This is a genomic window from Microbacterium sp. NPDC064584, assembly GCF_040687315.1.
GTDB classification, from domain to species: Bacteria; Actinomycetota; Actinomycetes; order Actinomycetales; family Microbacteriaceae; genus Microbacterium; species Microbacterium lacus.
Map to the genome: position 1 here is coordinate 76748 of NZ_JBFBMZ010000002.1, position 11616 is coordinate 88363.

Annotated in this window: 14 protein-coding genes; 12 read left to right on the forward strand and 2 right to left on the reverse strand. The window is 69.1% G+C overall.

From position 1 onward, the window contains the following. Nucleotides 1-2: 2 nt before the first annotated feature. Genes AB0P18_RS04815 through AB0P18_RS04850 form a run of 8 tightly spaced genes read left to right on the forward strand, consistent with a single transcriptional unit; the run spans nucleotide 3 to nucleotide 7314 of the window. Nucleotides 3-767 (forward strand): ABC transporter ATP-binding protein, encoded by a 765-nt coding sequence (locus tag AB0P18_RS04815; RefSeq protein ID WP_363359172.1) that lies wholly within the window; start codon nucleotides 3-5, stop codon nucleotides 765-767. Continuing rightward, entirely contained in the window at nucleotides 764-1477 is a 714-nt protein-coding gene (locus AB0P18_RS04820) for an ABC transporter ATP-binding protein (RefSeq protein WP_363359173.1), read from the forward strand. Before AB0P18_RS04815 ends, AB0P18_RS04820 begins: the two co-directional genes overlap by 4 nt. Further along, nucleotides 1474-2349 carry a branched-chain amino acid ABC transporter permease gene (locus AB0P18_RS04825; protein WP_344054163.1) on the forward strand — a complete coding sequence of 292 codons (876 nt, stop codon included), beginning with the start codon at nucleotides 1474-1476 and terminating at the stop codon, nucleotides 2347-2349. Before AB0P18_RS04820 ends, AB0P18_RS04825 begins: the two co-directional genes overlap by 4 nt. Next, a complete protein-coding gene (locus AB0P18_RS04830) occupies nucleotides 2346-3449 on the forward strand; it encodes a branched-chain amino acid ABC transporter permease (RefSeq protein WP_363359174.1) in 1104 nt (367 codons plus the stop codon). Before AB0P18_RS04825 ends, AB0P18_RS04830 begins: the two co-directional genes overlap by 4 nt. After that, nucleotides 3446-4999, forward strand: a complete 1554-nt coding sequence (locus AB0P18_RS04835) for an AMP-binding protein (RefSeq protein WP_363359175.1) — start codon at nucleotides 3446-3448, stop codon at nucleotides 4997-4999. Before AB0P18_RS04830 ends, AB0P18_RS04835 begins: the two co-directional genes overlap by 4 nt. Then, a complete protein-coding gene (locus AB0P18_RS04840) occupies nucleotides 4983-5675 on the forward strand; it encodes a TetR/AcrR family transcriptional regulator (RefSeq protein WP_363359176.1) in 693 nt (230 codons plus the stop codon). The genes AB0P18_RS04835 and AB0P18_RS04840 overlap by 17 nt, the downstream gene beginning before the upstream one ends. Continuing rightward, nucleotides 5672-6424 (forward strand): SDR family oxidoreductase, encoded by a 753-nt coding sequence (locus tag AB0P18_RS04845; RefSeq protein WP_363359177.1) that lies wholly within the window; start codon nucleotides 5672-5674, stop codon nucleotides 6422-6424. The genes AB0P18_RS04840 and AB0P18_RS04845 overlap by 4 nt, the downstream gene beginning before the upstream one ends. Continuing rightward, nucleotides 6421-7314, forward strand: a complete 894-nt coding sequence (locus AB0P18_RS04850; RefSeq protein WP_363359178.1) for an alpha/beta hydrolase — start codon at nucleotides 6421-6423, stop codon at nucleotides 7312-7314. The genes AB0P18_RS04845 and AB0P18_RS04850 overlap by 4 nt, the downstream gene beginning before the upstream one ends. A gap of 3 nt (nucleotides 7315-7317) precedes the next feature. Here AB0P18_RS04850 and AB0P18_RS04855 read toward each other — a convergent pair whose 3' ends face one another. Beyond that, nucleotides 7318-8112, reverse strand: a complete 795-nt coding sequence (locus AB0P18_RS04855) for an IclR family transcriptional regulator (protein ID WP_363359179.1) — start codon at nucleotides 8110-8112, stop codon at nucleotides 7318-7320. 107 nt (nucleotides 8113-8219) lie between these two features. Here AB0P18_RS04855 and AB0P18_RS04860 point away from each other — a divergent pair, with 107 nt between their 5' ends. Genes AB0P18_RS04860 through AB0P18_RS04875 form a run of 4 tightly spaced genes read left to right on the forward strand, consistent with a single transcriptional unit; the run spans nucleotide 8220 to nucleotide 11361 of the window. Then, complete coding sequence (locus AB0P18_RS04860; RefSeq protein WP_363359180.1) at nucleotides 8220-9020, forward strand: CoA transferase subunit A; 801 nt, start codon at nucleotides 8220-8222, stop codon at nucleotides 9018-9020. Nucleotides 9021-9022: 2 nt separating this feature from the next. After that, entirely contained in the window at nucleotides 9023-9691 is a 669-nt protein-coding gene (locus tag AB0P18_RS04865) for a CoA transferase subunit B (protein ID WP_344054147.1), read from the forward strand. Further along, nucleotides 9688-10875: an acetyl-CoA C-acetyltransferase gene (locus tag AB0P18_RS04870; RefSeq protein WP_363359181.1), complete on the forward strand. Its 1188-nt coding sequence runs from the start codon at nucleotides 9688-9690 to the stop codon at nucleotides 10873-10875. Before AB0P18_RS04865 ends, AB0P18_RS04870 begins: the two co-directional genes overlap by 4 nt. 18 nt (nucleotides 10876-10893) lie before the next feature. Next, nucleotides 10894-11361, forward strand: a complete 468-nt coding sequence (locus tag AB0P18_RS04875) for a GNAT family N-acetyltransferase (RefSeq protein ID WP_363359183.1) — start codon at nucleotides 10894-10896, stop codon at nucleotides 11359-11361. On the opposite strand, the gene AB0P18_RS04880 is transcribed toward AB0P18_RS04875, so the two are convergent. Beyond that, on the reverse strand, nucleotides 11339-11593 hold the full coding sequence (locus tag AB0P18_RS04880) for a hypothetical protein (RefSeq protein WP_363359184.1): 255 nt from the start codon (nucleotides 11591-11593) through the stop codon (nucleotides 11339-11341). The two genes, AB0P18_RS04875 and AB0P18_RS04880, sit on opposite strands and share 23 nt — an antisense overlap. Nucleotides 11594-11616: the final 23 nt, after the last annotated feature.

The following is an 11616-nucleotide window of genomic DNA, read 5'->3' on the forward strand; positions in this document are numbered from 1 at the left end:
CCATGAGCGCCCCTGTCCCGTCCGCGCTGAAGATCCAGGCCCTCGGCCTGCAGATCGGCGGTGCGACGATCCTCAAGGATGTCGAACTCGATGTCGCCGCCGGCTCGCTGGTCGGGGTCATCGGACCCAACGGCGCCGGCAAGACGACGCTGTTCAACGTCGTCTCCGGCCTCATGAAGCCCACGGCGGGCCGGGTCCTGATGGACGGCGTCGACGTCACGACGAGCTCGGTGCCCGCACGGGCGCGGGCGGGACTGGGGCGCACTTTCCAGACGTCGAGCCTGTTTCCGCGATTGAGCGTGCTCGAGAACGTCCGACTCGCCGCACAGGTGGCGCTCGGCGGGGACTACAGCCTGTTCCACTTCCCCCGCAGATCGGATGCCGCCACCCGGGTGGCCCTGGACGGCCTCGATGCCGTGGGGCTCAGCCACAAGCGCGACACCGCGGCCGGTGACATCTCGCACGGCGACAAGCGCAAACTCGAGATCGCCGTGCTTCTGGTGACGAAAGCGTCGATCGTGCTGCTGGACGAGCCGATGGCGGGAGTGGGTTCCGGCGACGTCGCCGGGCTGGTGGAGATCATCCGGCAGATGCAGCGCGACACCGGCTGCACGGTTCTCATGGTCGAGCATCACATCGATGTCCTGATGGGTCTCGTCGACAAGGTCGCCGTCATGTACTTCGGCAGCATCATCGCCTACGACACGCCCCAGAAGGTCATGGCCGACCCGCTCGTGCAGAGCGCCTACCTGGGGACGGCGGCATGAGCGCACCCATCCTCGAGGTCGCCGGCCTGCGGTGCTCGATCGCCGGGCAGCAGGTCGTCGAAGACGTCAGCTTCACGGTGCCGGCGACAGGCGTGACCGCCGTGCTGGGTCGAAACGGCGTCGGCAAGACCTCGACGCTGCGGGGGATCCTCGGACTCATCCCGCGTCGCGGAAGGGTCACGCTCGCGGGCGAGCGGATCGACGGGCTCCCCACCCACCGCATCGTCCAGCGCGGTGTGGGCTACGTCCCGGAGGATCGCGAGGTGTTCGCGAAGCTCACGGTGGCCGAGAACCTGTTCCTCGCGGAGCGGCAGAAGAATCCGCGCCGCGACTTCGTCGACCAGCTCTTCCCCGACCTCGTGCAGCGTCGCGCTCAGATGGCCGGCACGCTGTCGGGCGGACAGCAGCAGATGGTCTCCGTCGCCCGCGCCCTTCTCAATGACAACCGCCTGCTGCTGGTGGACGAGCCGACGAAGGGCCTCGCCCCCAAGATCGTCGGCGAGGTCGCCGACGCGCTGCAGGAGGCGTCGCGTATCGTGCCGATCCTCCTGGTCGAGCAGAATCTCGAGGTCGTGCGCCGACTCGCCGACACGGCGATCGTGATCGGCGGCGGCCGCGTCGTCCATACCGGCTCCGCTCGCGGGATCCTCGACGACGAGGAGCTCACCCGCCGCCTGCTCGGTGTCCACGCGGAAGTCGGTGCGGCATGAGCATGCTCGTCCTCACCCTGATCACGGGCGTGGGTCTCGGTGCCCTCTACTTCCTCGTCGCGTCGGGACTGAGTCTGATCTACGGACTCATGCACGTGCTCAACTTCGCGCACGGTGCGTTCCTCACATTGAGCGCCTTCATCGGCTGGGCGGTCGCGCAGGCGCTGGGCACGGCATCCTGGGGCGCATTCCTGCTGTCGATCGTGGTCGGCTCGCTCGTCGGCGCCGCGTTCGCGACGCTCACCGAGCTCATCCTGATCCGTCCGCTGTACGAGCGGCACATCGAGCAGGTGCTCGTGACCGTCGGGCTGTCCTTCGCCGCGGTCGCCCTGTTCGAAGGCATCTGGGGCACGGACGCGATCAACGTCTCGGGGCCGCCGTGGCTCCGGCAGACCACCGAGGTGCTCGGTGCACGGATCCCCAACACGTACTGGGTGCTCATGATCGCCGCCGCGCTCGTTCTCGCGGCTCTCGTGCTGTTCCTGCAGCGCACCCGCTACGGCATGATCATCCGCGCCGGTGTGGAGAACAGGTCGATGGTCACGGCGCTCGGCATCGACGTGCGACGCTCGTTCACGCTCGTGTTCGCGATCGGCGGTGCGGCAGCCGGGATCGGCGGGGTGCTCGCGATGCACTACACCACGTTCGTGTCGGCTCATCTCGGATCGACGCTGCTCATCTTCGCCTTCATCGTCACGGTGATCGGCGGGCTCGGGTCCCTCACGGGTGCGGCGATCGCCTCGGTCCTGGTGGCCGTCCTGCAGCAGTTCGCCAACTCGTATCTGAACGGTACGGGGGACTTCATCGTCGTGATCCTGCTCGCGGTCGTGCTGCTCGTCCGCCCCTCCGGCATCCTCGGGAGGAAGGCATGATCCGTCGCTTCGTCCCGACGATCGTCGGCGCTGGCCTGGTGATCCTGATGGCGGTGCTTCCGCTGCTGAACATCTCGATACCCGGCGTCCTGCCCACCCCGACCTATCTGCCGGGAACCCTCGCGCTGCTCTCCCTGTGCATGGTGTTCGCCGCGCTGGCGCTCTCGTACAATCTCCTGCTGGGCTCTGCCGGCATGCTGTCCTTCGGTCACGCGCTCTACTTCGGGGCGGGCGCCTACGGCCTCGGCATCGCGCTCGAGCGCTTCGGCGTTCCGCTCTGGCCGGGTATCTTCATCGCTCTGATCGGCGGGATGCTGATCGCCCTCGTGACCGGTGCGGTCGCCATGCGCGTCTCCGGCATCCCGTTCGCGATGGTCACGCTCGCATTCGCGCAAGCGGGATCCGTGCTCGTGCGGCGCAACTCCGAGATCACCGGCGGCGAGGAGGGGCTCGGACTGCAGACGAGCGGCGTGCCCGACTTCCTCGTCGGGGTGATGAACACCCGCAATCTGTACTGGTTCACGCTCGTCGTCCTCGTGGTGGTCTACCTCGTCGTGCTGTGGGTGGACACTTCGCGGCTCGGCCACCTCGCCCGCGCGACCCGCGAGAACGAGCAGCGGGTCCGGGTCCTCGGGCTCCGTCCCTACCGGGCGAAGCTCGTCATCTTCGTGATCGCCGCAGTGCTCGCGAGCCTGGCGGGCGTGGCCTACATGCTCCTGCAGTCGGGAACGGTTCCGCGCGCGGTCTCGGCAGATCTCACGATCACGATCCTGGTGATGGTCGTGCTGGGTGGCGTCGGATTCCGCTGGGGTGCCATCGTGGGGGGCGTGCTGTACACCCTGCTCGATCAGCGACTGACCGTGATCGCCGGATCCGACGCCGTCGCGGGCCTCCCCGACGCCCTGCGCATCCCGCTGTCCGAACCGCTCTTCCTGCTCGGTGTGCTCTTCATCCTCGTCGTCATGTTCCTTCCGGGCGGCATCGCCGGCACGGTCGATTCCTGGTGGCGCCGACGCAAGGGCGAGCGGGTCCGCCTGTCGCTGCGTCAGATGGACGATGCGGATGCCGAGGCCGAAGCGCCGGCAGAGGTCAAAGCGTGAGTGCCGAGACAGAGGACGGCCCGCACACGATCGGCCGCTGGCTCACCGACCGCGCGGCGCGCTCACCGCACCGGATCGCGATCGACGACCGCGGCGTGCGGACCGACTACGCGACGCTCGGTCGACGTGCCGAGGATCTGGCCGCAGCACTCCGAGCGGCCGGCTACGGGTCGGGGGACCGCATCGCCACCGTGTCGGGCAACTCGACCGACCACGTCGTCCTGTTCTTCGCCTGCGCCCTGGCGGGGATCGCCCTCGTGCCCTTGTCGTGGCGCAGCACGCCGAGCGAACTGGTCGCGGTGATGATCCGGTGCACGCCCGCGCTCATCCTGATCGACGACGAGTACGCCGCGCTTGCTGACGAAGCGATGCGCGGGCTCGAGAATCCCCCGCCCAGCGCGTTCCTGGGTTCGACCGGCGTCGAAGCGTCGATCCCCGGTGCGCCCACGCCGCGCGAGAGCAGGCGCGTCCGCGACGATGACCCGCTCCTGGTGATCTTCACGTCCGGCAGCGAAGCGACGCCGAAGGGTGTCGTGCTCACGCATGCGAACTGCTTCTGGAACAACCTCGCCCTCGCCCAGGCGCTGCCGCTGACGCACGACGACGTCGTGCTGGCGATTCTGCCGCAGTTCCACGTCGCCGCCTGGAACTGCCAGCCGCTCCTCGCATGGTGGGTCGGGGCCACGGTCGTGCTGGAGCGCACCTTCCAGCCCGCCCGCGCCCTGCAGCTGATCGCCGAGCGACGGGTCACGGCGATGATGGGGGTGCCGACCCAGTACGGTCTCCTCGCCGCCGATCGGGACTGGGAGAGCGCGGACGTCTCCTCCCTGCGGCTGGCGCTCGTGGGCGGAGCCACGATGCCGACCGCGCTGCTCGCGCAGTGGGCTTCGCGCGGCGTGCGGCTCGTCCAGGGATACGGGCTGACCGAAGCGGGACCCAACGTCCTGCACGTCGCACCGGACGATGCCGGCGTCACGTCGGGCGGCGTCGGCCGACCGTACCCGCATGTGAGCGTGCAGATCGTCGATCCGGACACACACCTCCCGCTGCGCGGGAGCGCGACGGGTGAGCTGTGGGTGCGCGGTCCGAGCGTCTTCGCGAAGTACCTCGGCGACGATGAAGCGACGCGGCGCGCGATGGCAGGCGACTGGCTGCGCACGGGTGACCTGGTTCAGCGCGATACGGCCGGCACCTACCGGGTGGTCGATCGACTCAAGGACATCTTCATCTCCGGTGGCGAGAACGTGGCTCCGGCCGAAGTGGAGTCCGCCCTCGTGCAGCATCCCCTCATCGAGGCTGCCGCCGTCGTCGGCGTCCCCGACCCGGTGTGGGGCGAACGCGGCGTCGCGTTCGTCGTCGCCGCGGGTCCGATTTCGCCGGACGAGGTGTTCGCGCATGCGCGTCGCCTGCTCGCCGGCTTCAAGGTCCCCGTGCGCATGGAATTCGTCGATACGCTCCCGACGTCGACGATCGACAAGCTCGCTCGCTCCCGACTCAGGGACCGAGCGCGACGGATGGTGGAAGGTGTGCCGCATGACCGTTCCCGATGAGCTGATCGACGAGGAGGCCGCTCTCGTCTCGCCCGCGACCGGCCGCCCGCTGACCAAGCGCGGCGAGGCGACCCGCCGGCGCCTGCTGGAGGCGGCCGAGGTCGTGTTCGCCGAGCAGGGGTACCACGAGGCGTCGATCGTCAAGATCACCGAGCGCGCCGGGATCGGGCTCGGCACGTTCTACCTGTACTTCGACAGCAAGCAGACGATCTTCGAAGCACTCGTGATCGACTTGAACCGGCGCGTGCGCCACTCGATGTCGGAGGCGATGGCGGGAGCAGCGACGCGACTGGAAGCCGAGCGCGCGGGTTTCGAAGGGTTCTTCCGGTTCACGGCGGCGCACCCGGCGTTGTACCGCGTCGTGCGCGAAGCGGAGTTCGTCTCGCCGGAGACCCTGCGGCTGCACTACAGCCGCATCGTCGACGGATACGAGGCGGGACTGCGCGCCGCGCAGCAGGCGGGCGAAGTGGACCGCGCTCTGGACCCGCACGTGACCGCCTGGGCGCTCATGGGCATGGGTGAGCTCATCGGCATGCGCTTCCTGCTGTGGGAGCGCGACGGCCTCGGCGCCGCGCCGTCCGCGATCGAGCCCGCGGTCTTCGACGACATGATGCGCTTCATCGACAACGCCCTGGCGCCCCGCGCCGGCGCAGACGAGAACGGAACCTCCGAATGACCGAACAGGACCTCGCCGGCAGGCGCGCGCTCATCACCGGCGGCGCGAGCGGCATCGGACTCGCGTGCGTTCGGGAGTTCGCCGCGCGCGGCGCGCACGTCATCGTCGCCGACCACCACGTCTATCTGACCGAGTCCGTGGCCGAAGAGGTCGGGGGTGAGCCGTGGCTCGTCGATCTCGCCGACACGGCAGCGCTCGAGGACGTCTCGCTCGACGTGGACATCCTCGTCAACAACGCCGGCATCCAGCGGGTGAGCCCGATCGCGGAATTCGTGCCCGAGGACTTCCGGCTCATGCAGCGACTCATGGTGGAGTCCCCGTTCCTGCTCATCCGCGCCGTGCTCCCCGGGATGTACCGACGCGGATGGGGCAGGATCCTCAACGTCTCGAGCGCCCATGGACTGCGCGCGAGCCCGTTCAAGTCCGCGTACGTCACCGCGAAGCACGCCCTCGAGGGATTGTCGAAGGTCACAGCCCTCGAAGGCGGACCGCACGGGGTCACGAGCAACTGCATCAACCCCGCCTACGTCAACACACCGCTCGTGCAGAAGCAGATCGCCGATCAGGCGGCGGTGCACGGCATCCCCGAGGACGACGTCGTCGAGAAGATCATGCTCACCGAGTCCGCGATCAAGCGCCTGATCGAACCCGAGGAGGTCGCCTCGCTGGCGGGCTGGCTCGTGTCCGATTCGGCGGGCATGGTCACCGGCGCCTCCTACACGATGGACGGCGGATGGACGGCGCGATGACCGAGACGCTCACGCACTACCGCACGCTCGACGTTCCCGTCGAGGGCGGCGACATGCGGGTGGGGCTGTGGGGCCCGGATGCCGGTCCCGCGGTCCTGCTGATCCACGGGGTGACGGCATCCCACCTGTCGTGGCCGTTCGTCGCCGAGCGGCTGCCGGGCGTCCGGGTGATCGCGCCGGACCTCCGCGGCCGCGGCCGGAGCAACGGTCTGACCGGTCCTGCCGGACTCGCGGCGCACGCGCGGGACCTCGCCGACGTGATGGACGCGCTCGAGGTCGAGCGCGCCGTCGTGGTCGGACACTCGATGGGCGCGTTCGTGGCACTCGTCTTCGGCGATCTCTACCCCGATCGGGTCGACGGCATCGTGCTGGTGGACGGCGGACTGCCGCTCGATCTGCCCGCGGGCATCTCTGCCGACGAGGCGATCCGCACGGTCCTGGGGCCGACCGCCGACCGGCTCGCCCTGCGTTTCGCGAGCGTCGAGTCCTACCGGGACTTCTGGCGGGCGCACCCCGCGTTCGCACGGGATTGGACGCCGGAACTCGAGGCCTATCTCGCGTACGACTTGGTGGGAGAAGAGCCCGAGCTGCGCCCTTCCACGAGCTACGCCACGCTCGAGGAGGACTCGATCGATCAGAACACCGGCACGGCGATCGTCGACGCGCTCGCGCACCTGCGTCGTCCGACGGTGCTGCTCACGGCCGAGCGCGGGCTCCTCGATCAGGTGCCCGCCCTGTACGACGCGGAGCGGGTGCCCGAACTGCTCACGCGGTATCCGGGTCTCGGGCACGTCGCCGTCGAGGATGTGAATCACTACACGATCGCGATGTCGCCGCGGGGCGCTGATGTGATCGCGAGTGTCGTGCGGGAGCGTCTGCCTGCGCGCTGATGCTCAGCGCTGCGCGGACGCGACCCTCGTGGTGAGTTGATGCGCGTGTGCGAGCAGGATGCGTCCGAGTTCGGCAAGCCGATCCGGCCCGAAGCGGAACTGCACCCCGGTCAGGCTCAGCGCCCACTGCGGATGCCCCTCGCGCGTGAACACCGCCGCTCCGAGCCCGAAGCTGCCCTCGACGATGAGCCCGGGGTTCAGGGCGAACCCCCGCTCGTGTGTCTCCTTCAGTCGGGTCCGCAGTCGCGGCTCCGCGTGTGCGGCACCCCAACGCTGCCCGAGCTCGGGGTGACGCTCGAAGTAGGCGTCCACATCGTGGGGTGGGAGGAAAGCGAGGATCGCGAGTCCCGCGGATGCGACACCGAGCGGGAACCGCACGCCTTCCGAGAGGACGAACGACCGGATCGGGAAGCTGCCCTCCTCCCGGAGAAGGCACACCGTCTCATCTCCTCGTCGCACCGACAGAAACGCGCTCTCCTCCGTGCGCACGGCGAGGGATCGCACGACGTCGCGCGCGATCCCGGAGATGTCGTAGCGGGATGCCGCGACCGTGCCCATGAGATACAGCTCGGGCCCCGGCATCCATCGCCCGCTGCGTTCGTCCTGGTCGACGAGTCCCTCATGGCGGAGAGCCGTCAGGAGTCGATGCGCGGTCGGGCGCGTGAGGTCGGCGCTCCGCGCGAGCTCGGCCACGCTGAGCCCGTCCGCGCCGGCCGCGGTCACCAATCGCAGCAGGCGTGCCGCCCTGGCGATCGATTGTGCGCCGGGGACGGATCGACCCGATGATGTGTCCACCATATGGACGGTAGCGGCGCAGGGTTCCACATGACAAGCGCAGGGGTGCGCTCGGCATCCGGTCGGCGCAGGATGGGAGCACCCCGCTCGTACCGACACAGGAGTCGCCCGTGATCGACAAGACCTACGCGTCCGCCACCGAGGCCGTCGCCGACATCCCGGAGGGCGCGTCGCTCGCCGTCGGCGGTTTCGGCCTGTCCGGCAACCCGATCGCGCTCATCCAGGCACTGCTCGCTCAGGGCACCGGCGACCTCAGCATCGTCAGCAACAACTGCGGTGTCGATGACTGGGGACTCGGGGTGCTCTTGAACGCGAAGCGCATCCGCAAGATGACCTCGTCGTACGTCGGCGAGAACAAGGAGTTCGAGCGGCAGTTCCTCTCCGGCGAGCTCGAACTGGAACTCACTCCGCAGGGCACGCTGGCCGAGAAGCTGCGGGCCGGCGGCTCGGGGATCGCCGCGTTCTTCACGCAGACCGGCGTCGGCACGCAGGTCGCCGAGGGCGGTCTGCCGCGTCGGTACGACGGACAGGGCGGAGTCGCCGTCGCCTCACCGGTCAAGGATGTCCGCGAGTTCGTGATGGGCGGGATCGCCGGGGACTACGTGCTCGAGGAGGCGATCGTGACCGACTTCTCGCTCGTGCACGCCCTCAAAGGCGACCGCCACGGCAATCTGATCTTCAACAAGGCGGCGCGCAATTTCAACCCGCTCGCGGCGATGGCCGGCCGGGTGTGCATCGCCGAGGTCGAGGAGCTCGTGGAGCCGGGGGAACTCGATCCCGACCAGATCCATCTGCCCGGAATCTACGTCCACCGCATCATCGAGGTCGGGCACGACATCGAGAAGCGCATCGAGCGCCGCACCGTGTCGGTCGCCGAAGCACTGAGCCGCGACATCCCCGAAGGAGCATGACCATGGCCCTGACCCGCAACGAGATGGCGGCCCGCGCGGCCGCCGAGCTCTCCGACGGCTCGTACGTGAACCTCGGCATCGGGCTGCCCACGCTCGTGCCCAACTACGTGCCCGAGGGCATGACCGTCGTGCTGCAGTCCGAGAACGGCATCCTGGGCGTCGGTCCCTACCCGACCGAGGAGAACGTCGACCCCGATCTCATCAACGCGGGCAAGGAGACGGTCACCACGCTCCCCGGCGCGGCGTTCTTCGACTCCGCCACGAGCTTCGGGATGATCCGCGGCGGCAAGATCGATGCGGCGATCCTCGGTGCGATGCAGGTGTCGGCGCAGGGCGACCTCGCCAACTGGATGATCCCCGGCAAGATGGTCAAGGGCCCGGGCGGCGCGATGGATCTGGTGCACGGGGCCGAGAAGGTCATCGTGCTCATGGAGCACGTCGCAAAGGACGGCTCGGCGAAGATCGTCGATGCGTGCTCGTTGCCCCTCACCGGCAAAGGCGTCGTGGACCGGATCATCACCGACCTCGCCGTGATCGATGTCACCGCCGACGGGCTCGTTCTCGTGGAGACCGCGCCCGGCGTGAGCGTCGACGAGATCATCGCGGCCACCGAACCTCCGCTCATCGTCGCGGATGAGCTCACCGCACGAGAGAAGGAAGTCGTCTCATGACCACCACCGAGGACATCGTCATCGTCGCTGCCGCACGGACGCCGCAAGGGCGGCTGAAAGGACAGCTGTCGTCCTTCACGGCACCCCAGCTCGGCTCGCTCGCGATCGCCGGAGCACTCACCCGGGGCGGTGTGCCGGTGGACGCCGTGGACGCCGTGCTCGTCGGACAGGTGCTGCCGGCCGGCTCGGGTCAGAACGCCGCCCGTCAGGCGGCGATCGGCGCCGGCATCCCGTGGAGCGTCCACGCCGCGTCGATCAACAAGGTGTGCCTGTCCGGCCTGACGGCGATCATCGACGGTGCCCGCATGATCCGCACCGGAGATGCGACCGTCGTGGTCGCCGCCGGCATGGAGTCCATGACACGCGCCCCGCACCTGCTGATGGGATCCCGCGAAGGCTGGCAGTACGGGACGGTCGAGGTGCTCGATCACATGGCGTTCGACGGGCTCACCGACGCGTACGACAAGGTCTCGATGGGCCTTTCGACCGAGCAGCTCAACGATCGCTACGGGCTGACTCGAGCGGACCAGGACGCCGTGGCGGCGCGTTCCCACCAGCGCGCGGCCGCTGCGTACGAGGCCGGTCTGTTCGAGACGGAGATCGTCCCAGTCGAGGTGCCGCAGCGCAAGGGGGATCCGCTCATGCTCACGCGCGACGAGGGCATCCGCCCGGAGACGACGACCGACACGCTCGCGGGCCTGCGTTCCGCGTTCGCACAGGGCGGTTCGATCACGGCCGGCAACTCGTCGCCGATCTCCGACGGCGCATCGGCGGTCGTGCTGACGACGCGCTCGCACGCGGACGAGAACGGGTGGGAGGTGCTCGCCGTGATCGGCGCGTCCGGTCAGGTGGCCGGCCCCGACAATTCGCTGCACGCGCAACCCGCGCGCGCGATCGAGAAGGCGCTCGGCAAGCAGGGCATCACCGCCTCCGATCTGGACGTCGTCGAGATCAACGAGGCCTTCGGCGCGGTCGTCGCTCAGTCGCAGCGCGAGCTCGGGCTCTCCGATGACGTGGTGAACATCCACGGTGGCGGCATCGCGATCGGGCACCCGATCGGTGCGTCCGGAAACCGGCTCGTCGTTCACGCGGTGCACGAACTCGTCCGGCGCGGGGCGGGCACCGCGGCCGTGGCCCTGTGCGGCGGCGGCGGCCAGGGGGACGCGCTCATCCTCACCCGCTGAGCGACTACTCTCGCCACCATGTCCGCGATTGCGCCGCTCGCCCCGCAAGATCACGACGAATGGATGCCGCTCTGGCGGGCGTACCTCGAGTTCTATGAGACCGAGCTCACCGACGCGCAGAACGAGCTGACGTTCGCACGGCTCGTGTCAGCGGACGACGCCGTGCACGGCGCCCTCATCCGCGACGACGCGGGCGCGGCCCTGGGTTTCGTGCACTGGCTCACGCACCCGTCCACGTGGTCGGACGGTCCGTATTGCTACCTGGAGGATCTGTTCGTCCATCCCGACGCGCGCGGTACCGGAGCGGGCGAGTCGCTGATCGCGCACGTCCGGGAGTGGGCGAGGCAGAACGGCAGCCCGAAGGTCTATTGGCTCACTCAGCGCACGAATGCCCGCGCACGTCGACTCTATGACCGGGTGGCCGTCGACACCGGGTTCGTGCACTACGAGATCGACCTGGAGGTCAGCGGCGGATCCGCTTCTTGAGCAGGTCCGTGCGATTGTCGTCGACGGGGGAGTCCGTCGCGATGAGCCTGCCGCGGGACGCACGGCGGGTGTCGACGACGGAGCCGATCGCGAGGGCGAGGGTGATGCCCCAGCTGAGCCACGCGAGCGCCGTCCGCCACGTGAACGTCTCCTCGCTGCGCAGGCTCCGCAGCAGAGTGACGCCGCCCATGACGGCGCTGACGAGCCCGGTTCCGAAGAGGTACTTGCGCATGCCGACAACGCTATCGGCTGACC

What these genes read in the sequence shown, in the direction of transcription:
- AB0P18_RS04815 (WP_363359172.1), top strand. Translation starts at nt 3, where the DNA reads ATGAGCGCCCCTGTCCCGTCCGCGCTGAAGATCCAGGCCCTCGGCCTG.
- AB0P18_RS04820 (WP_363359173.1), top strand. Translation starts at nt 764, where the DNA reads ATGAGCGCACCCATCCTCGAGGTCGCCGGCCTGCGGTGCTCGATCGCC.
- AB0P18_RS04825 (WP_344054163.1), top strand. Translation starts at nt 1,474, where the DNA reads ATGAGCATGCTCGTCCTCACCCTGATCACGGGCGTGGGTCTCGGTGCC.
- AB0P18_RS04830 (WP_363359174.1), top strand. Translation starts at nt 2,346, where the DNA reads ATGATCCGTCGCTTCGTCCCGACGATCGTCGGCGCTGGCCTGGTGATC.
- AB0P18_RS04840 (WP_363359176.1), top strand. Translation starts at nt 4,983, where the DNA reads ATGACCGTTCCCGATGAGCTGATCGACGAGGAGGCCGCTCTCGTCTCG.
- AB0P18_RS04845 (WP_363359177.1), top strand. Translation starts at nt 5,672, where the DNA reads ATGACCGAACAGGACCTCGCCGGCAGGCGCGCGCTCATCACCGGCGGC.
- AB0P18_RS04850 (WP_363359178.1), top strand. Translation starts at nt 6,421, where the DNA reads ATGACCGAGACGCTCACGCACTACCGCACGCTCGACGTTCCCGTCGAG.
- AB0P18_RS04855 (WP_363359179.1), bottom strand. Translation starts at nt 8,112, where the DNA reads ATGGTGGACACATCATCGGGTCGATCCGTCCCCGGCGCACAATCGATC.
- AB0P18_RS04865 (WP_344054147.1), top strand. Translation starts at nt 9,023, where the DNA reads ATGGCCCTGACCCGCAACGAGATGGCGGCCCGCGCGGCCGCCGAGCTC.
- AB0P18_RS04870 (WP_363359181.1), top strand. Translation starts at nt 9,688, where the DNA reads ATGACCACCACCGAGGACATCGTCATCGTCGCTGCCGCACGGACGCCG.
- AB0P18_RS04875 (WP_363359183.1), top strand. Translation starts at nt 10,894, where the DNA reads ATGTCCGCGATTGCGCCGCTCGCCCCGCAAGATCACGACGAATGGATG.
- AB0P18_RS04880 (WP_363359184.1), bottom strand. Translation starts at nt 11,593, where the DNA reads ATGCGCAAGTACCTCTTCGGAACCGGGCTCGTCAGCGCCGTCATGGGC.